Consider the following 18,820-nt stretch of genomic DNA (forward strand, 5'->3'; position numbering starts at 1 on the left):
TAGACACGTCCTAGGCTTCCGCTGAGATGACCAGCGAACAGTCCGGCCACACGGTGGTGCTCGTGACCGGCTCCATGCGGAGCGGCACCAGCTCCCTGGCCGGCAGCCTGAAGCACCTCGGCTGGCACGTGCCGCAGCCCGAGGTCCCGGCTTCCGAGCGCAACGCCAAGGGCCACTTCGAGCCGCGGTGGGTCATCGAGTTCCACAAGCGCCTGATGCGCAGCGCGCTGGTGCGCCCGAGCGACGGCAGCCCGCGCGCCGAGGCGCGGGTCGCCGCGCTGCTCGAGGACGGCGCGGTCGAGGCCGAGCTCCGCGACTGGCTGGGCCGGCAGAAGGAGCCGCACGTCGTCGTCAAGGACCCCCACGCCGCCTGGGTGCTGCCGCTGTGGCTGCGCGCGGCCGAGCAGGCCGGCCGCGACCTGCGGATCCTCACCGCGCTGCGGCACCCCGCCGAGGTCGTCGGCTCCCAGGACCGCACCTGGGGCGAGGGCCGGCGCACCGACGCCGAGCGCCGGGTCAAGGAGACGTCCAACACCGCGGCCTGGCTCAACGTCGCGCTGGTCACCGAGGCCCGCTCGCGGGGCGCGCGCCGCGCCTTCATCCGCTACGACGACCTGCTCGCCGACTGGCGGACCGCGCTCGGGCGGGTCGACACCCAGCTCGCCCTCGACCTGCCGCTGGCCGAGGAGCGCGGCCTCGACGCCTTCCTCGACCCGGGCATGCGCCGGTCCACCCTGACCTGGGACGACATCGTGCTCCCCGACTGGCTGCGCGACCTGGCCGACGACGCGTGGCAGCAGCTCGGCCTGCTGGTCGCCGACCCCGGCGACGCCGCGGCCGCGGCCCGGATGGACGAGCTGCGAGGTCTCTACGACGCGCACTACGCCGAGGCGGTCGCGGTCTCCCTCGACGAGGCCCGGCACCGCGAGCGCCGTGGCACCGCCGCCGGCGCCGACAAGATCCGCGGCCGGCTGCGCGAGGAGCGCGAGCGGCGCCGGAGCGCCGAGGCCAGGCTCGGGTCCGGGCAGGGATCCGAGCAGCAGGACGACGACGGTCTGGTCGCCAGGCTGTTCCGCGGTCGCGGCCGATGATGGCGTCCGAGGCGCAGCGCGTCCTGTTCGTGCACGTCCAGAAGACCGGCGGCCAGAGCATCGAGCACCTGCTGCGCCGGCACGTGCCCGACGTCCGCAAGGTGACCGGCCTGCCGGGCGCCAAGCACGCGACGTACGCCGACGCCCTGCGCGCCCACCCCGAGCTAACGGACCACTGGTCCTTCGGGTTCGTCCGCAACCCGTGGGCGCGGCTGTGGTCGTGGTACCAGATGATCGAGCGCCGCAAGGCGGCCGCCGACCGGGGCAACACGTGGGTCGCCACCCGGATCGAGCGCAACGACTTCTGGGCGGGGGTCCTCGAGCACTGCCCCGACTTCGAGAGCTTCGTCATGGATGGCACCGAGCGGTTCGACCGGCTGCGCCGCCCCCAGCTCGACTACCTGCGCGACGGCGAGCGCCGGGTCGACTTCATCGGCCGCACCGAGACGCTGTCCGACGACATCGCGAGGGTCGGGGAGCGGCTCGGCTTCGAGCCCGAGCTCGACCAGCGCAACGCCGGCGGCGGGGGTGACTTCCGGGCGCACTTCACGCCCGCCATGCGCCAGCGGGTCGCCGACCTCTTCGAGACCGACCTGCGCGCCTTCGGCTATGCCTTCGACTGAGCACCCCGTGCTCGCGGAGCTGGAGCGGTCGATCGGACACCTGGCGGCGACGCGGGTCGCGGTGCTCGTCGACGGCAAGGAGCGGCCGGCGGTGGCCGCGATCGAGGCGTGGCGGCCGGGCTGCGTCGTGCGGCACGACGTCCGGTCCGGGGGCACCCGCCTCCACGTCCGTCTGGCGGCGCAGGGCCGCTACGACGCCGTGGCCGACCTCGTGCCGCGCGGGAGCGACGGGCGCGCGGCCCGGCTGCTGCCGCACGTCCGGCCAGGGGGCGTCTGGGTACGCCGCACCGCCGGTGGCCGGGTCGAGGCCGTCACCGCCGAGGACGACGCCTGCGCGATCGTCGGCGACGCCGAGACGAGCGACCTGCTGGCCCTCGACCCCGGCCGCGGCCGCGTGCTCGACGTGGTGCCCGGCGCGAGCTGGCCGGTGCGCGGCCGCCTCCGGACCAGCGGCCCGATGCCGGCCAACCCCACGCCGGACCACTACGACGCCCCGCCGATGTTCCTCCGCGAGTACCCCAACGCCGTCTGCCTCCCGCAGCAGGTCGTGGTCGGTCGGCACGTCGTCCTGCCGGAGACGTTCACGACCGTCGAGGACCGTCGGCGCCGCAACGTCGCGCTCGACAAGCTGGGCGCCGACTTCGCCCGGTCGCCGCTGCCCGACGCCGAGCCGCCGCTCCTCCCGGGCCGGTGGTTCCACCTCGACAACCACCTCGGGTGGCACTTCGGGCACGCCGTCAGCGAGCAGGTCTCGCACCTCTGGGGCTGGCAGCGCGCGCGGCAGGACGACCCGTCGCTCGGGGCGCTCCTCTTCGCTGACTCCGGTGAGCTCGCCGAGTGGCAGCGCGACCTGCTCGCGGCGGGCGGCGTCCCGGCCGGCGCGGTACACGTCGCGACCGGCCCGGTCCGGGTCGAGCGCCTGGTCGGCTGCACGCCGATGTTCAGCCGCCCGGCGTACGTCCACCCCGCGATGCTCGACACCTACGACGCACTGAGCGTCGCGCTGTCGGCTCAGGCCGGCGCGGGCCCGTGGCCCAGCCGGGTCTTCCTCGGCCGCCGCGGCACCAAGCGAGCCTGCGTCAACGCCGCCGAGCTCGAGGCCGAGTTCAGGTCGGCGGGCTTCGAGGTCGTGTTCATGGAGGACCACCCGCTGGCCGACCAGGTGGAGCTCGTCCGCCGGGCGGAGGTGGTGGCGGGCTACGCCGGCAGCGCGATGTTCCACGTCGCCCTCGCCGGCGCTCCCAAGCACGTCGTGCTGGTGGTCTCGGAGGCCTATCCCGCCCACAACGAGTACCTCATGTCGATGCTGCTCGGCCACCGTCTCGACGTCGTGGTGTGCGAGCCGCTGGTGCCGCGTGTCGACGGGCACTTCAGCCGCGAGAGCTTCCACTCCGACTTCGTCTACCGCCCGGAGCGCGAGGGCGAGTTCCTCCGAGCGGTGCTCGCGGGGGACCGGGACCAATAGGGTCGCCGGGTGCGGATCATCCTCCACGCGGGACTGCACAAGTCCGGCACGACGTCGGTGCAGGCGGCCTGGAGTGCCGCCTACGCCGACCACCCCGACGTGTCCTACCCGCGCCGTGGGTCGGGGCCGCCCGGGCACCACGCGCTGTTCCGCCCGCTGCTCGCGGCGTTCACCGATGGGCGCGCGGCCGACCTCGAGGCGGCCCGCACGCGGCACGCGCTGGGCGGCGACCGGGGGCCAGGGCTCGCCGAGGTCGTGGCCGACGCCGCCGGGCGCGGCACCGGCACGCTGCTGCTGTCCAGCGAGAGCCTGGACCGCGCGGTCGAGGAGGACCGGCCGCGGCTGGTCGAGGCGCTGGGCGGCCACGAGCTGACCGTCGTCCTGACCGCCACCCGGCCGGTGCATCGCTGGTGCTCGGGCTGGCAGACCCTGGTCAAGCAGGGGATGGCGCAGTACCCCGCCGACGCCGGCGTGCACGTGCTCGACTTCGCCGCCCTGCGGCCCGGCCGGCTGCGCGACCTTGCCGGCCTGCTCCCCGCCGCGCGCCGGGTCGTGCGCCTGGTCCGCACCGTGCCTCCCGAGCCCAACCTCGCCGCTGGTCTCGCGGCGGCGCTCGGGCTGCCCGACCCGGAGCGCGCCGCCGGGCAGGGCGCCCGCAACGCCTCGCTGGGCACCGACACCGAGGTCGTGCTGCGGATGAACCGCGCCGGCCTCGCGCTCGGCACCTCGCGCCCGGGTCGCGCGCTGCTCGAGCGGTGGCGCGGGGCGGGCTTCGCCCACCGCGACGAGGAGTCGCTGGCGCCCCGCTATGCGCTGCCCGCCGACTTCGGGCGGCTCGCCGCCGAGGAGGCTGCGTGGCTGGGCGGCGCGGCGGCAGGCGAGGGAGTGGAGGTCGTCGACCCCCACGGGGCGCTGGAGGACTGGCGCGACCAGGCGCCGCCGGAGTGGTACGCCGCGATCAGCCGGCGCGAGGCGGTGGTCCCGGAGCTCGACGAGGCCCTCGCCGGCGCGGAGGACTGCGCGACCGTGCTGTGGCGCGCCCGGCAGGAGCTGTCGGTGCACCGCCGCCGGGTCGGGCGCGAGCGACCCGCTGCGACGGAGCAGGCATGAGCGGCGACCCGCCGGTGGTCATGGGCGTCGTCAACGTCACGCCCGACTCCTTCAGCGACGGCGGTCTGTACGCCGACGCGGACAGCGCGATCGCGCACGGCCGGCGGCTGCTGGCCGACGGCGCCGACATCCTCGACGTCGGCGGCGAGTCGACCCGGCCGGGCGCGACCCGGCCGCTGGTCGAGGAGGAGCTCGACCGCGTCGTGCCGGTGATCACCGCGCTGGCGGCGGACGGCGCGACCGTGTCGGTCGATACGATGCGGTCTCAGGTCGCCGCCGCCGCGGTGGCGGCGGGCGCGCGGATCGTCAACGACGTCTCCGGCGGTCTGGCGGACCCGGAGATCCTCCGCGTCGTGGCCGAGTCGGACGTCACCTACGTCGCCATGCACTGGCGGGCGCACGCCGACCACATGACCGACTTCGCGACGTACCACAACCCCGGAGGCGTGGTGGCCGCCGTGCGCGACGAGCTCGCCCGGCGGGTGGAGGCGGTGCTGGCCGCCGGGGTCGCCCCCGAGCGGCTGGTGCTCGACCCCGGGCTCGGGTTCGCCAAGCACGGCGCGCACAACTGGCAGCTCCTCGCCGACCTGGGGCCGGTCAAGGCCCTCGGCTACCCGCTCCTGGTCGGCGCGAGCCGCAAGTCGTTCCTCGGCACGCTGCTGGCCGACCCCGACGGCACCCCGCGCGGGATCGACGGCCGCGACGACGCGACGACGGCGCTCAGCGTGCTGCTCGCGCAGGAGGGGGTGTGGGGGCTGCGGGTGCACGACGTAAGGTCCACCTGCGACGCCCTGAGAGTGCTTCGCGCACTCGACACCGCTCGGGAGGAGGGCTAGATGCAGGTGTCCCCCACGGGAGATCTCAGTGCTCCGCGCACCGATCGCACGCACATCGCGGCGACGCCGTACACCTTGACGGACGAGCTCGCCCTGACCGGGCTGGAGTGCTGGGGCCACCACGGCGTCTTCGAGCACGAGCGCCGCGAGGGACAGGCCTTCGTCGTCGACCTCGTCCTGGGCCTCGACACCGCCTCCGCGGCGGCGTCGGACGACTTGTCAGAGACCGTCGACTACGGAAGTCTCGCGTTGTCGGTCAAAGCCGCCGTGGAGCAGGATCCGGTCGACCTGATCGAGACGCTCGCCCACCGGATCGCGGAGGTCTGCCTCTTGGACAGCCGTGTTCAATGGGTGCGCGTCACGGTCCACAAGCCGGATGCACCCATCGACGCGACGTTCTCGGACGTCGCATTGACGATCACCCGGACCCAGGAGGGCCGCCCGTGACCGAGACGCCGAACCCGAACATCATCGACGCCGACACGCTCACCGGCGAGATGCGCCCGATCCGCCGGGCCGTCCTGTCGCTGGGGTCCAACCTCGGCGAGCGGATGGACAACCTGCAGGGCGCCGTCCGGGCGCTCGCGGACACCCCCGACGTGTGGGTCACCAGCGTCTCGCCGGTCTACGAGACCGAGCCGGTCGACGCACCCGACGGGTCCGAGATGTTCCTCAACGCCGTGGTCATGGCCGACACGACGCTCGCCGCGTCACGGCTGCTCGACCGCGCGCTGGCGATCGAGGACGCCTTCGACCGCGAGCGCAGCGAGGTCAAGAACGCGCCGCGCACCCTCGACGTCGACCTGATCGTGGTCGGCGACCGGCGGGCCGACGACGACCAGCTCCGGCTGCCGCACCCGCGGGCCGCCGAGCGGGCGTTCGTGCTCCGGCCATGGCTCGACGTCGACCCCGACGCGGAGTTCCCCGACCGGGGCCGGGTGGCGGAACTGCTGTCCGCGGTCGGCGAGAGCGGGATCGCGCGGCGCGACGACCTGGTGCTCGAGCTGGAGTGACGAGAGACCCTCTCGGCCCCGAGCCCGACGACCCGGACGACGCTCCCGAGCCTCCGGAGCCCGAGGGCACGCTCCGGCCGCTGGCGTTCGCCGTCGTGGTGGGCTGGGCGGTGGCCGGGCTGGTGCTGGGCTGGCTCTGGCACCCGGTGTCCGAGCGGCTCGCCGACACCGCGCCGGTGATCTCGTGGGCCCAGCCGGCCGCGCTCTGGCTGGTGGCCGTGGTCATCGGCAGCACTTGGTGGCAGACGCACCGGGCGGTCCAGGTGCGTCGCGAGCGGCTGGAGCCGCACCGCGCGGTCAACCGGTTGGTGCTGGGCCGCGCCGGCGCGCTGGTGGGTGCGCTGGCCGCCGGCGGGTACGCCGGCTACGCCCTCAGCTGGGTCGGAGATCCCGCCGAGCTGGCCGCCCAGCGGATCCTGCGGTGCGCCGTCGCGGTGGTGGCGGGCGTGCTGACGGTCGTCGGAGCCCTCCTGCTCGAACGTGCGTGTCGCGTCCGCCAGGGCCCGAAAGGGCAATAGCCTGCCTGCATGGCTTCCCCACCAGTAACACAGGCAACACGGAGGCGTCAGCGGTCCGTCCGCGTGACCACTGCCGTGGGCCTGATCGTGCTCGCTGCGCTGGCCGTCGCCGGCGCAGCCCTGAGCGGGTCGTGGCTCCTGGTCACCCTCGCCGCCGGCCTCGGAGTGCTCCTCGGAGCCGCGGCCACCCGGATCACCTACAGCGAGCTCGTCGAGTCGAGGGTCGAGGCCGCGCGCGACCGGGCCGCCCAGGCCGCGGCCTACAACGCGCTCACCGAGGAGCGCACCGCCGAGCACGCGTCGTACGTCGAGGACGTGCGCGCCCGGCTCGCCGAGCGCGAGCAGGCGCTCGACGAGCTCGAGCTGGCGCTGTCGCTCTCGCAGCGACGTGCCGCCACCTCGACCCGCAAGCGCAACGCCGAGGGCCGCCGTGCCGCGAGCCTCCAGGTGCGCCTCAGCGGAGCCGAGGAGCGTGCCGCCATCGCCCAGCTCCGCGTCGTCGAGCTCGAGCAGGAGGTGCTCGCCCTGCGCGCCGAGCTCGAGACCGTCACGAGTGCCTGGCACGCCGCCGAGAACCTCCGCAAGCACGCTTGAGTCGTTGACCCGGCGCGAACTTCGCGCCGGGTCAACGGAGCGCGTGCGGCAGGATGGCGGGTCGTGATGCCCGACGAGAGCCGGTTCGAGCCCGACCCCGACGCGCTCGTCGAGCCGCCGCCCGGGCTTCCCGACGGCTGGCGGGTCGGCACGCCGGACCCCGACGACCCGGGCGACGTACGCCGCCTGACCGAGCTGCTGCGCGCCCACGAGAGCGCGGGCCGGGGGTGGGCCGGGGCCGGCAAGGCCGACGTGCTCGTCGAGGTGTCCGAGCACGGGCTGCGCACCCGGCAGAACGTCGTCGTCCGCGACGGGGCCGGCGTGGTCCGGGCGTGGGGGAGCGTGCACGACCGGGCCAGCGGCCGGATGCTGTTCACGCACGTCGTGGAGCGCGGGCTCGTGGAGCAGGTGGGGCGGGCGTGCTCCGACGTGCTGGTGGAGTGGGCGGTCGGCCAGGCCCGCGAGGTCGGCGCCGCCCGGGGTCTCGAGGTGCAGCAGATCGACACCGGCGCGTACGCCGACGACGAGCGCCAGCACCGGTGGCTGGCGGCGTCCGGGTTCACCAAGGTCCGCACCTGGTGGCAGATGACGCGACCGGTCACCCCCGACGAGGTCGGGCTGGTCGAGGACCCCGCGCGCTGGGAGCGCGACGGCGTGGTGGTCCGGCGCGTCGAGTGCGAGCGCGACGGCGGCGAGCCGATCGAGGCCGACCTGCGTGCCGTGCACGACGTGCTCGAGGCGGCGTTCACCGACCACTTCAACTCCAAGCCGGAGACGTTCGACGAGTTCCTGTTCCGCCTGCGGCTCGACCCCGGCCACCGCTGGGACCACTGGTGGCTGGCCGAGGTCGACGGAGAGCCTGCGGGGGCGCTGGTCGGCACCGAGTCGGGGTCGGGGTCCTACGTCGCCTACATCGGCGTCGTCGAGCTGGCGCGCGGGCGGGGCGTCGCCAAGGGCCTGCTGCGGACCGTGATCGCGGACGCCGCCGCGCGCGGCCGCGACAACGTCGGCCTGGAGGTCGACGCCGACTCCCCGACCGGCGCGGACCGGCTCTACCGGGGCATGGGCTGGGAGACGTCGTACGTCACCGAGTCGTGGCACCGTGACGTGACCGTCGGGTGATCGCCTGCACGTGGTGGGGCCACTCGACCGCCACCGTGGAGCTGGGCGGCAGCCGGGTCGTCACGGACCCGCTGCTCACCGACCGGCTGCTGCACCTGGTCCGGCACAGCGCGGCGCCCGGCGCGGCGGCGGCGCAGGCCGACCTCGTGCTCGTCTCGCACCTGCACCACGACCACTGCCACCGGGCCTCGCTGGCCCGCTACGGGGCCGACGTGCCGATCGTCGCCCCGCGCGGGGCGGAGCGCCTGCTCGCCCGGCTGGCGGGGGACCGCCTGCTGCTGGTCGAGCCCGGCGACGTCGTCGAGCGGGCCGGCGTACGCGTGGAGGTGCTGGCCGCCACCCACGACGGGCGCCGGCACCCCCTGTCGCGCGACCGGCCGCCCGCGCTCGGCTTCCGCTTCGGCAACGACGCGGGCGCGTGCTGGTACCCCGGCGACACCGAGCTCCGCGACGACATGGCCGACGTCGACCCGGTCGACCTCGCGCTGGTGCCCGCGGGCGGCTGGGGACCGACGCTGGAGGAGGGTCACCTCGACCCCGACGAGGCCGCGGTCGCCGTACGCCGCGTGGGCGCGCGCTGGGCGGTGCCGGTGCACTGGGGCACGTTCTGGCCCGCCGGCCTGCAGCACGTCGCCCGCACCAACCACGAGCGGCTGTTCGTGTCGCCCGGCCCGCGCTTCGCCGCCGCGCTCGCCGGCTCGGGGGTCGAGGCCGTGGTGCTGGCGCCCGGGGAGCGGGCCGCCCGCGAAGCGTGAGTCGCCCCGGGGTCGCCGGGTCGTCCCCGGCTGCCCGGGTCGCCCCTGCGCGTCCGGGGTAACTCACCGTTCGGTCAGCTTGTGCACCGGCAGGACGGTCGGGAAGCCGACCGAACGGTGAGTTACCCCGGGGACGGCTCAGGCGGCCGCCGAGTTACCCCGGGACGGCTCAGGCGGCCGGCTCGGCCAGCGACGCCCGCAGCGCCTTGTGGATCCCGTTGGGGGTCAGCACGCCGACGAACTGCGCTCCGTCGCGCACGCCGACCACGCCCTTGTCGCTGCGCAGGATCATGGTCAGCGCCTCCTCGAGCGTCGCCGTGACGTCGACGGTGTCGGCCAGGTCGCCGGTGCTGACGCCGTCGATGGACTCGAGGTGCGAGGGGTCGATCTGGGTGACGGTCAGCCGCCGCAGGCCTTTGGTGGCGCCGACGAAGTCCTCGACGAACTCGTCGGCCGGGTGGCCCAGCAGCTCGGCGGGCGTGCCGTACTGCGCCAGCCGCCCACCGGTCGCGAACACGGCGACCCGGTCACCCATGCGCACCGCCTCGTCGATGTCGTGGGTGACCATCACGACGGTCTTGGCGAGCTCGGACTGCAGCCGCAGGAACTCGTCCTGAAGCCGGATCCGCACCACCGGGTCGACCGCCCCGAACGGCTCGTCCATCAGCAGCACCGGCGGGTTCGCGGCGAGCGCGCGGGCCACGCCGACCCGCTGCTGCTGCCCACCGGAGAGCTGGTGCGGGTAGCGGTCGCCGTACGTCGCCGGGTCGAGCCCCACGAGGTCGAGCAGCTCGTGTGCGCGCTGCCGCGCGACCGACCGCGACTCGCCGTACAGCAGCGGCACGGTCATCACGTTGGCGACGATCGTCTGGTGCGGGAACAGCCCGATCTGCTGGATCACGTAGCCGATCCCGCGGCGCAGCTTCACCGGGTCGGAGCGGGTCACGTCGGCACCGTCGATCTCGATGGCGCCGGTCGTGGGCTCGATCAGGCGGTTGATCATCTTCAGGGTCGTCGACTTCCCGCATCCCGACGGGCCGACCAGGACGACCAGCTCGCCCTCGGCGACCTCGAGGTCGAGCTCGTGGACGGCGACGGTCCCGTCGTCGTAGGTCTTGCCGACACCCGACAGGCGGATCATCGCCCGGCCGGACCGGACACCCGAAGGGGTAGCCTCCATGCGCGTGACCCTACCGGCGGCGGCGGCGCTCGCGGCCGCTCCGGCGGACGGCCCGAGCTGCTACAGCCGGCTGACCAACGAGTGGATCTGCCGGCAGTACGTCGAGGACTTCCGCCCCGAGATCCAGCACGCGACGGTCGAGCACCTCCAGATCACGGCGCTCGCGGTGCTGCTCGGCCTGGTGATCGCATTCCCGCTGGCGCTGGTCGCCCGGCGCTTCACCCGCCTGGAGTCGACGGTGGTGGGCCTCGCGACCGCGATCTACACGATCCCGTCGCTGGCCCTGCTGCCGCTGATGGTGCCGTTCACCGGGCTCTCGAAGACCACCGTGGTGATCGCGCTGGCGCTCTACGCGCTCACGATCCTGGTCCGCGCGATCCTGGAGGGCCTGCGCGGCGTGCCCGACGAGGTCGTGGAGTCCGCGCGCGGGCTCGGCTACGGCGCCACCCGGCTGCTGGTCCGGGTCGAGGTGCCGCTGGCGATCCCGGTGATCATGGCCGGGCTGCGGGTGGCGACCGTCTCGACCGTCGCGCTCACCACCATCGGCTCCCTGGTGGCGTACGGCGGCCTCGGCAACCTCATCAAGGACGGCGTCAACTCCAACTTCCGCGCCGAGCTGTTCACCGCCTCGGTGCTGTGCGTCGTCCTCGCCGTCGTGCTCGACGTGGTCATCGTCGCCGCCCAGCGGCTGCTCACCCCGTGGAGCAGGGGGGTGCGCGCATGATCACCCCAGGAAGGCGCTCGAAAGGGGCGCTGCGCGCGGAGGCTCTCTCGCCTCCGCGGGGACCCCGGAAGACATGACCGCGTTCCGCGACACCTGGCACTACCTCACGACCGCCGCGAACTGGACCGGCGACCGCGGGATGCTCCACCTGCTCGAGCAGCAGCTGCTGCTCACGGTCACGGCGCTGCTGATGGCCATGGTCGTCGGGCTGCCGCTCGCGCTGTGGCTCGGGCACCTCGGCAGGGGTGGCTTCCTGGCCATCAACATCAGCAACATCGGTCGTGCGGTGCCGACGTTCGCGCTGCTGGCGCTGTTCGTGACCGCCGACTTCCCGGGCGTCCGCGAGTTCGGACCGTACGGCCGGGCCGGGCTGGCCACGCTGCTCGCGCTGGCGCTGTTCGCGCTGCCGCCGATCATCACCAACTCCTACGTCGCCGTGCGCGAGGTGCCGGCCGACGTGAAGCAGGCGGCCGACGGCATGGGCATGACGGGCGCGCAGAAGTTCTTCCGGGTCGAGCTCCCGCTCGCGCTCCCGCTGATCGCCAGCGGCGTACGCCTCGCGCTCGTCCAGGTCTGGGCCACCGCCACCATCGCCGCGCTGGTGGCCGGCCCCGGGCTGGGCCGGGTGATCACCGACGGGTTCTTCCGCACCAACTACGGCAAGGGCATCGCGGGCGCGGTCGTGGTGGGCCTCGTCGCGCTCGTGCTGGAGCTGCTCGCGGCGGGCCTGCAGCGTCTCGTGGCACCGTCGCACCACGGATCGTCACCCAACCGTGACCCCGGAATGTCGGTGACGGGCTCTAGCGTTGCCGTGGAGGCCGGTTGACGCTCGGACGCCGGCCCAGCACAGCCCAGCACCGCTCCTGCACCTCCGGACACGCGTGGCCGTCGGCCACGGGACACAGAAGGACACGATGACCATGCAACGGTCGATCAGACGATCTCTCGCCGCGGTGCTCTCCGTCGGCACCCTCCTCCTCGCCACGGCGTGCGCCGATGACGACCTCAGCTCCGGGGGGGCCAAGGACGACGACGCCACCACGTCCCCGTCCGCGCAGACCTCCGAGACCGGTGGCGACACCGCCGCCGGCGGCCCGCTCACGCTGGCCGGGCAGAGCTTCCCCGAGGCGGCGCTGGTCGCCTCGATGTACGAACAGCTCCTGGAAAGCGCCGGCTACGACGTGACGACCAAGCTCGTCGACTCGCGCGACGGCTACATGGCCGACTTCCCGGGCGGCGTCGACGTCGTGCCGGAGTACGTCGGCGGCATCGTCAACTTCCTCAACAGCCAGAAGAACGGCGAGAACGCCTCGCCGTTCGAGGCGGGCGACGGCGACGAGCTCGCCGAGGCGGGCAAGGCCCTGCTCGACGAGGCCGGCATCACCCTGCTCGACCAGTCGGCCGCGACCGACACCAACGCGTTCATGGTCACGCAGGACTACTCCGACTCCAACGGCGTCACCAAGCTCTCCGACCTCGAGGGCGTGAGCGTCAAGCTCGCCGCCGCCCCCGACTGCGAGGGCCGGCTCGACTGCGAGGGCGGCCTGTCCGACCAGTACGGCATCGACATCACCGAGGTACTGCCGCTCGGCTACGCCAGCGACCAGACCTACCAGTCGGTGCTGAGCGGCGAGTCCGAGCTCGGCGAGACCAGCACGACCGACGGCACGCTGGAGTCCCAGGGCCTCGTGGTCCTCGAGGACGACAAGCACATCCAGCCGGCCCAGAACCTCGTGCCGGCCGTCTCCACCGAGTTCCTCACGGCCCACCCCGACATCGCCGACGTCCTGGGCCCGCTGATGGCCGCGCTCACGACGGAGAACCTCACCGAGCTCAACGGCCGGGTCGCCGTCGACCGCGAGAAGCCCGAGGACGTCGCCGCCGACTTCCTCAGCGAGAACGGGCTGCTCTAGTCACGTCTCACGGGCGGGCCAGTTTCACCGGGTACCCGGTGAAACTGGCCCTTCCCGTAAGGAACTCCAGCCGGTCAGGTGCAGTTTCACCGGGTACCCGGTGAAACTGCCGCTTCCCATACGAAACTGCCGCTTCCCGGACAAAACTGCCGCGCACGTCAGCGCTCATGCTCCCGCAACGCCAGCGCCTCGGGAGCCACCGTCGCCAAGTCGATGACCGGTACGTCGATCCGCCGCCCGGCCGGGGTCTCGACCCGGTCGACCGGGCGGCCGAGCTCGCGCGCGTAGGTCACCACCGCGGCAGCGTCGTCACGGCGGTCCTGCTCGACCAGCCAGCCGACCAGCCGGTCGACCGGCAGCAGGCCGCTGTGGGTGAGCGAGCGGGAGCCCCAGATCGACAGGACACCCTCGCGCAGCAGGTCCCACCACTCGTCGTCGCAGCCTGGGATCTCCGCGAAGTAGCGGTGCAGGTCGCCGGCCAGCACCCGGTCGCGCATCACCGCCGTGACCTTCGGCGCGCCGTACTCCTCGACCGAGCGCAGCGAGTCGAGCTTCGTCGACCAGCGGTCGGCCAGGTCGCGCAGCGAGGAGCGCTGCTGGGTGATCGACGTGCCGTCGGTGCGGATGCGCCAGTGGTAGACGACCTCCGGGACGATCCCGAACCTCCGCGCCCGCAGGTAGGCCAGCGTCGTCGCGGGCTGGTCCTCGTAGCGCACGCCCTCGGGCCACGCCAGCCCGGTCGCACGCCAGAAGTCGGTGCGCCAGAGCTTGTTCCAGGCGAAGACGTCGCCGAGGATCTCCGGCAGGTCGTCGACCACCACGTCGGTCCGCTGCCGGTGCAGGCGCCTCATCCACGGCGGCTCGACCAGCGCCTCGCCCTCCGGCCCGACCTCCCACCGCGCCACGGAGCCGGTCACGAAGTCCGCGCCCGTGCGGGTCAGCTGGCGCAGCAGCGTGGCGTAGGCGCCGGGCGGCACCACGTCGTCGGAGTCCGCGAACGCGAGCAGGTCGCCACCGACGTGCCGCAGCCCCTCGTTGCGGGCGGCGCCGAGTCCGCGGTTCTCGGTGTGCACCACCCGCACCCGCGGGTCCCGCGCGGCGTAGCCCTCCGCGATCTCACCGGAGTCGTCGGGCGACCCGTCGTCGACGACGACGACCTCGAGCGCGGTGCGCCCGAGGGTGCCGGCCTGCGCGAGCACCGAGTCGAGGCAGGCCGGGAGGTACGCCGCGACGTCGTACGCCGGCACGACCACGCTCAGCAGCGACGGTCGGCCCCTCGCGAACATGGACGCCACGCTAGTCCGGGGGTAGTCCGTGACGCTGGGGCCCCAGTTCATCCACAACCGGGGCCCCAACGTCACGGACTACCCCCCCGACCGGGCGGAGCGATCCCGCCATCGGCGCCCGTGACGGATAGGCTTGCGCGCCGTGACCGAGCTCAGCCTGACCGACGCGTCGACGTACCCGCGCAAGGTCCTGTTCGTCGCCGGGGCGGGGCGCAGCGGCACCTCCACGATGGCCGGGCTGATGCGCATCATGGGCCTGCACGTGCCGCAGCCCGAGGTCGTCGCCGACGAGACGAACCCCAAGGGCTTCGGCGAGCCGCGCTGGGTGGTCGACCACCACGACCGGCTGCTCAAGGAGGCGCTGGTCCAGGTCAGCGACTCCCGGCCCGAGGCGTGGTTCGAGACCGGCCGGGTCGCCACCCGCGAGCACGAGCGGATCGCGACCGCAGAGTGGCTCGAGAGCCACTTCCGGGTCAGCACCGAGCTGGTGGTGAAGGACCCGCGGCTGGGGTGGTTCCTCGGCCTGTGGCGGGTCGCCGCGGTCCGCACCGGCGCGACGCCTGTCTTCGCGACGATGCTCCGGCCGCCGAGCGAGGTGGTCGGCAGCAAGCAGACCTACTACGCCAACCGGCTCGGCTCGGCCCACCTGGCCGCCAGCTGGCTGAACATGATGCTGCACACCGAGCGCGGCACCCGCGAGTCGGTCGCCGACGGCGGCCGCGTCTTCGTCCGCTACGGCGACCTGCTCGACGACTGGGTGAAGGCCTCCATGCACGTGGCCGAGACGCTGCAGCTCCAGCACGTGCTGCACGCCGACAGCGAGCAGATCCGCGAGGGCCACCGGTTCGTCGACCCCGGGCTGCGCCGGATGAGCCAGACCCTCGAGGACCTCAACCTCCCGAAGCAGCTCCACGAGCTCACCGCCGCCACGTGGGAGGAGCTCAACAAGCTCGCCGACCCGGGAGGTGACACCCCCGCCGTGCACGAGGCGCTCGACCAGCTCCGCGAGGCGTACGTCGACCTCTACGAGGAGTCCGCGGCCATCTCGCGCTCCTCGGTGGTGGCGGCCGAGCAGCGGCTCAAGCGCCAGCGCGGGGCCGGTGCCGCGGTCGAGCCGCGCGGTGCCGACCTCATCCCCCACGGCGTGCGGGCCGCGATCCCGCCGTCGGTGCGCCGCGGGCTGCGCCGGATGGCCGGCCGCGAGCGGCCCGCCGGTGAGTGACCGTGGTTGACGCAGTGAGCGCGACCGGCATCCAGAACCTCGAGGGGCACGCCGAGTTCGACATCGCCTGGCCGTGGACCAGGCCGGGCGGCCTCCGGCCCGGAGCGACCGCGGTGCTCCGCGTCAAGGACGAGGCCCGCAGCATGCCGTGGGTGCTGCCGCCGCTGCTGCGCGCCTGCGACCACGTGCTGGTCGTCGACAACGGCTCGACCGACGGCACGCCCGAGGTGACCGCCGAGACCGCCGCCGCAGCCGGGCTCGCCGACAAGCTGAGCCAGGCGACGTACCCCTTCAGCGTCGCGCGCGCGGGTGCCGAGCACCTCGCCCAGCCGGAGCATTCGGTGCACTCGCTGGCCTACTTCTACAACTGGTGCTTCGCCCAGGTGCAGACCCGCTACTCCTGGAAGTGGGACGGCGACATGGTCCTCACCACCGAGGGCGAGGTCTCGATCGGCGACCTGGGCTGGCAGGTCGGCGACGTGCAGTCGATCATCCGGGTGCCTCGCCACGGGCTCTACCTCGAGAGCGACTCCAAGGGCTACCTCGACCTCGGCCTGCGCAACGCCGAGGAGTGGGGCTTCCCCATCGGGCCCGACTTCGTGTTCACCAAGGCCTACGAGTGGGAGATCCGCACGACGCCCGACCCGGTGCGCTCGATCGGCCTCCCGCACGGGCTCTGCGTGGAGCTGAAGTACCTCGACGGCGACGAGTTCGCGCACTGGACCGACCCCGCGTCGTTCGCCACGAGCTACCGCAACAAGCGCAAGCGCCGCGAGTGGACGGTCTACAACGCGCTGCTCGAGGGCACGGTGCTCCCCGGCGTGCACGAGATAACCGCCCCGGCCGGCGTGCACATCGTCGACCACGTCACCCAGGAGTGGCTGCCGCGCGCGCCGCGCCCGCTCGAGGTCGGGCTCCCCGAGCTCGCGCCGCTTTCGCCGGCCCAGCAGGCGCTGGCCCGCGAGTCGCAGCCGTAGCCACGCACACCTGGCAGGCTCGCCGTAAACCCATCAGCGGTGTCGCCCTCGTCACGTCCGCAGCGGTGTCAGCGAGGGAAACTTCGCCGTACCGTTGTCGTTGAACTCAGAAGAAGTAGTCCGGTACCCGCCCCGGCCTCTGCTCGCAGAGGTGGTCGGAGGGATTGGAACGAAAGAGGTTCGCATGACGCGCATGCGCGTGGGTGTCGTCGGCGCCGGCCGGGTGGGTGCCGTGCTCGGCGCCGCGCTCCGGGCCGCCGGCCACGACGTGGTCGCCGCCGCGGGCGAGTCCGACGCGTCGCGCCGCCGGATCGACGAGCTGCTGCCGGGCGTCCCACGCCGCAAGCCCACCGACGTGGCGCGCGCCGCCGACCTGCTGCTGCTCGCCGTGCCCGACGACATGCTCGCGAACGTCGTCACCATGCTCGCCGACAGCGGGGCGCTCCACGCCGGCCAGCACGTCGTGCACACCTCCGGCCGGCACGGCCTGGCCGTGCTCGAGCCGGCCCGCCTGGTCGGTGCCCGGGTGGCGGCCATGCACCCGGCGATGACCTTCACCGGCACCTCCGTCGATCTCGACCGCCTGGCCGGCACCGTCTTCGGCCTCACCGCCGGGCAGCAGGAGCGGGCCGTCGTCGAGTCGCTGGTCGCCGACCTCGGCGGCACCCCGATGTGGGTGCCCGAGGAGATGCGCACGCTCTACCACGCCGGGCTCGCCCACGGCGCCAACCACCTCGTCACGCTGGTCACCGAGGCGATGGAGATCCTCTCCGCCGCCGGTGCGGCCGACCCTGCGGGCACGCTGCGCCCGCTGCTCACCGCCGCCCTCGACAACGCCCTCGAGCACGGCGATGCCGCGCTGACCGGGCCGATCGTCCGCGGCGACCTCGGCACCGTCCGCGCCCACCTCGAGGACATCACGGCCAACGCCCCGCAGACGCTGGCGGCGTACGTCGCCCTAGCGCGCGACACCCTCGACCGGGCCGTGACCGACGGCCGGGTGGTGCCGATCCGGGCGGCCCGCATCCGCGACCTGCTCGACGCCGCCGTGGCAGGCCGCCCGCTCCGACAGGTCCGATGACCCGACCTCCCGTCCTCGCGCACACCCGCGCGGAGCTCGACGGCGTGCTCGCGGACGCCCGCCGCGACGGCCGACGGGTCGGGTTCGTGCCGACCATGGGCGCGCTGCACGAGGGGCACGCCAGCCTGCTCCGCGTCGCGCGCGAGCGGGCCGGCGACGGACCGGTGGTCGCCTCGGTCTTCGTCAACCCGCTGCAGTTCGGACCGACCGAGGACCTCGACCGCTACCCGCGCACCCTCGACGAGGACCTCGCGGTCTGCGAGCGCGAGGGCGTCGACGTCGTCTTCGCACCGGCGGTCGACGAGGTCTACCCCGAGTGGCCCGCGCAGCCCCAAGTGACGGTCGAGCCGGGCCCGCTCGCCACCGTGCTGGAGGGCAGGACCCGGCCGGGCCACTTCCGCGGGGTGCTCACCGTCGTCGCCAAGCTCTTCGGCCTCGTGCGTCCCGACCTCGCGGTCTTCGGCCAGAAGGACTACCAGCAGCTGGTGCTGGTCCGCCGGATGGTCGACGACCTCTGCCTGGGTGTGGAGGTGGTCGGTGCGGAGACGCAGCGCGAGCCGGACGGGCTCGCGCTGTCGAGCCGCAACCGCTACCTCGACACCGACCAGCGCCTGGAGGCGGCGGTGCTCAGCCGCGCCCTCCGCGCAGCCCAGCAGGACGCCGTCCGCGGCGTCGACGCGGCGCTCGGCGCGGCCCGCGCCGCGCTGCGCACCAGCCACGGCGTGGACCTCGACTACCTCGTCGTCACCGACCCCGAGCTCGGCGAGCTGCCCGGCGACGTGCGACCCGGCACCGAGGCGCGGATCCTCGTCGCCGCGAAGGTCGGCAGCACGCGCCTCATCGACAACCTCCCCCTCACGATCGGAACCCAGGCAGAGGTGGACCGCTGATGCTCCGCACCATGATGAAGAGCAAGATCCACCGCGCCACGGTGACCCAGGCCGACCTCCACTACGTCGGGTCGGTGACCGTCGACGAGGACCTCCTCGACGCCGCCGACCTGCTGCCCGGCGAGCTCGTGCACATCGTCGACGTCACCAACGGAGCCCGGCTCGAGACCTACACGATCGCCGGCGAGCGCGGCAGCGGCGTGATCGGGATCAACGGCGCGGCGGCGCACCTCGTGCACCCCGGCGACCTCGTGATCCTCATCGGCTACGGGCAGATGGACACCGCCGAGGCGCGCGAGCTGGAGCCGCACGTGGTCTTCGTCGACGCCGACAACAAGATCCTCGCCACCGGCCTCGACCCGGCGGAGGCGCCCGACGGTTCCGGACTCGTCCGCGGCGACCTCCCGGCGAACCACTAGA

Annotated in this window: 21 protein-coding genes; 19 read left to right on the forward strand and 2 right to left on the reverse strand. The window is 73.8% G+C overall.

The window, feature by feature from the left end; genetic code table 11:
* Nucleotides 1–26 precede the first annotated feature (26 nt).
* The 11 genes from G514_RS0109420 to G514_RS25895 all read left to right on the forward strand — a co-directional run bounded on the left by G514_RS0109420 (nt 27) and on the right by G514_RS25895 (nt 9,127).
* On the forward strand, nt 27–1,091 hold the full coding sequence (locus tag G514_RS0109420; protein WP_028651545.1) for a sulfotransferase family protein: 1,065 nt from the start codon (nt 27–29) through the stop codon (nt 1,089–1,091).
* Entirely contained in the window at nt 1,091–1,714 is a 624-nt protein-coding gene (locus G514_RS0109425) for a sulfotransferase family 2 domain-containing protein (RefSeq protein ID WP_211222099.1), read from the forward strand. The genes G514_RS0109420 and G514_RS0109425 overlap by 1 nt, the downstream gene beginning before the upstream one ends.
* Nucleotides 1,701–3,179 (forward strand): glycosyltransferase family 61 protein, encoded by a 1,479-nt coding sequence (locus tag G514_RS0109430; protein WP_157544688.1) that lies wholly within the window; start codon nt 1,701–1,703, stop codon nt 3,177–3,179. Before G514_RS0109425 ends, G514_RS0109430 begins: the two co-directional genes overlap by 14 nt.
* Nucleotides 3,180–3,188: 9 nt before the next feature.
* The gene (locus G514_RS0109435; RefSeq protein WP_028651548.1) at nt 3,189–4,289 is read left to right on the forward strand and encodes a hypothetical protein; all 1,101 of its coding nucleotides are present in this window, start codon (nt 3,189–3,191) and stop codon (nt 4,287–4,289) included.
* The gene (folP, locus tag G514_RS25885) at nt 4,286–5,125 is read left to right on the forward strand and encodes a dihydropteroate synthase (RefSeq protein ID WP_036564331.1); all 840 of its coding nucleotides are present in this window, start codon (nt 4,286–4,288) and stop codon (nt 5,123–5,125) included. Before G514_RS0109435 ends, folP begins: the two co-directional genes overlap by 4 nt.
* 75 nt (nt 5,126–5,200) lie before the next feature.
* Nucleotides 5,201–5,572, forward strand: a complete 372-nt coding sequence (folB, locus tag G514_RS0109445) for a dihydroneopterin aldolase (RefSeq protein WP_028651549.1) — start codon at nt 5,201–5,203, stop codon at nt 5,570–5,572.
* Nucleotides 5,569–6,138, forward strand: coding sequence for a 2-amino-4-hydroxy-6-hydroxymethyldihydropteridine diphosphokinase (gene folK / locus G514_RS0109450; RefSeq protein ID WP_028651550.1), 570 nt, complete (start codon nt 5,569–5,571; stop codon nt 6,136–6,138). Before folB ends, folK begins: the two co-directional genes overlap by 4 nt.
* On the forward strand, nt 6,135–6,656 hold the full coding sequence (locus tag G514_RS25890) for a DUF3180 domain-containing protein (protein ID WP_084151946.1): 522 nt from the start codon (nt 6,135–6,137) through the stop codon (nt 6,654–6,656). Before folK ends, G514_RS25890 begins: the two co-directional genes overlap by 4 nt.
* Nucleotides 6,657–6,719: 63 nt before the next feature.
* On the forward strand, nt 6,720–7,250 hold the full coding sequence (locus G514_RS0109460) for a hypothetical protein (protein WP_245582156.1): 531 nt from the start codon (nt 6,720–6,722) through the stop codon (nt 7,248–7,250).
* A gap of 66 nt (nt 7,251–7,316) precedes the next feature.
* Nucleotides 7,317–8,372 (forward strand): GNAT family N-acetyltransferase, encoded by a 1,056-nt coding sequence (locus G514_RS0109465; RefSeq protein WP_036564372.1) that lies wholly within the window; start codon nt 7,317–7,319, stop codon nt 8,370–8,372.
* Nucleotides 8,369–9,127 carry an MBL fold metallo-hydrolase gene (locus G514_RS25895; protein WP_036564333.1) on the forward strand — a complete coding sequence of 253 codons (759 nt, stop codon included), beginning with the start codon at nt 8,369–8,371 and terminating at the stop codon, nt 9,125–9,127. Before G514_RS0109465 ends, G514_RS25895 begins: the two co-directional genes overlap by 4 nt.
* Nucleotides 9,128–9,296: 169 nt before the next feature.
* On the opposite strand, the gene G514_RS0109475 is transcribed toward G514_RS25895, so the two are convergent.
* Nucleotides 9,297–10,307 carry an ATP-binding cassette domain-containing protein gene (locus G514_RS0109475; RefSeq protein ID WP_028651553.1) on the reverse strand — a complete coding sequence of 337 codons (1,011 nt, stop codon included), beginning with the start codon at nt 10,305–10,307 and terminating at the stop codon, nt 9,297–9,299.
* A 4-nt stretch (nt 10,308–10,311) separates the two neighbouring features.
* On the opposite strand from G514_RS0109475, the gene G514_RS0109480 reads away from it, so the two are divergent.
* From G514_RS0109480 to G514_RS25900, 3 genes are all read left to right on the forward strand, one after another.
* Nucleotides 10,312–11,031 (forward strand): ABC transporter permease, encoded by a 720-nt coding sequence (locus G514_RS0109480; protein ID WP_028651554.1) that lies wholly within the window; start codon nt 10,312–10,314, stop codon nt 11,029–11,031.
* A 73-nt stretch (nt 11,032–11,104) separates the two neighbouring features.
* Entirely contained in the window at nt 11,105–11,857 is a 753-nt protein-coding gene (locus tag G514_RS0109485; RefSeq protein WP_028651555.1) for an ABC transporter permease, read from the forward strand.
* 88 nt (nt 11,858–11,945) lie between these two features.
* Entirely contained in the window at nt 11,946–12,944 is a 999-nt protein-coding gene (locus tag G514_RS25900; RefSeq protein WP_157544690.1) for an ABC transporter substrate-binding protein, read from the forward strand.
* A gap of 158 nt (nt 12,945–13,102) precedes the next feature.
* On the opposite strand, the gene G514_RS0109495 is transcribed toward G514_RS25900, so the two are convergent.
* The gene (locus G514_RS0109495; RefSeq protein ID WP_036564336.1) at nt 13,103–14,230 is read right to left on the reverse strand and encodes a glycosyltransferase family 2 protein; all 1,128 of its coding nucleotides are present in this window, start codon (nt 14,228–14,230) and stop codon (nt 13,103–13,105) included.
* Between the two features lie 142 nt (nt 14,231–14,372).
* Between G514_RS0109495 and G514_RS0109500 the strand changes: the two genes are divergently transcribed.
* From G514_RS0109500 to panD, 5 genes are all read left to right on the forward strand, one after another.
* Nucleotides 14,373–15,452: a sulfotransferase family protein gene (locus G514_RS0109500; RefSeq protein WP_028651557.1), complete on the forward strand. Its 1,080-nt coding sequence runs from the start codon at nt 14,373–14,375 to the stop codon at nt 15,450–15,452.
* A 14-nt stretch (nt 15,453–15,466) separates the two neighbouring features.
* Nucleotides 15,467–16,429 (forward strand): hypothetical protein, encoded by a 963-nt coding sequence (locus tag G514_RS25905; protein WP_211222100.1) that lies wholly within the window; start codon nt 15,467–15,469, stop codon nt 16,427–16,429.
* Nucleotides 16,430–16,613: 184 nt separating this feature from the next.
* Nucleotides 16,614–17,510, forward strand: coding sequence for a Rossmann-like and DUF2520 domain-containing protein (locus G514_RS25910; RefSeq protein WP_051247222.1), 897 nt, complete (start codon nt 16,614–16,616; stop codon nt 17,508–17,510).
* A complete protein-coding gene (panC, locus tag G514_RS0109515; RefSeq protein WP_028651558.1) occupies nt 17,507–18,400 on the forward strand; it encodes a pantoate--beta-alanine ligase in 894 nt (297 codons plus the stop codon). Before G514_RS25910 ends, panC begins: the two co-directional genes overlap by 4 nt.
* On the forward strand, nt 18,400–18,819 hold the full coding sequence (gene panD, locus G514_RS0109520) for an aspartate 1-decarboxylase (protein ID WP_028651559.1): 420 nt from the start codon (nt 18,400–18,402) through the stop codon (nt 18,817–18,819). The genes panC and panD overlap by 1 nt, the downstream gene beginning before the upstream one ends.
* Nucleotide 18,820: the final 1 nt, after the last annotated feature.

The sequence above is a fragment of the Nocardioides halotolerans DSM 19273 genome, assembly GCF_000422805.1.
In the GTDB taxonomy this organism is placed as follows: Bacteria; Actinomycetota; Actinomycetes; order Propionibacteriales; family Nocardioidaceae; genus Nocardioides; species Nocardioides halotolerans.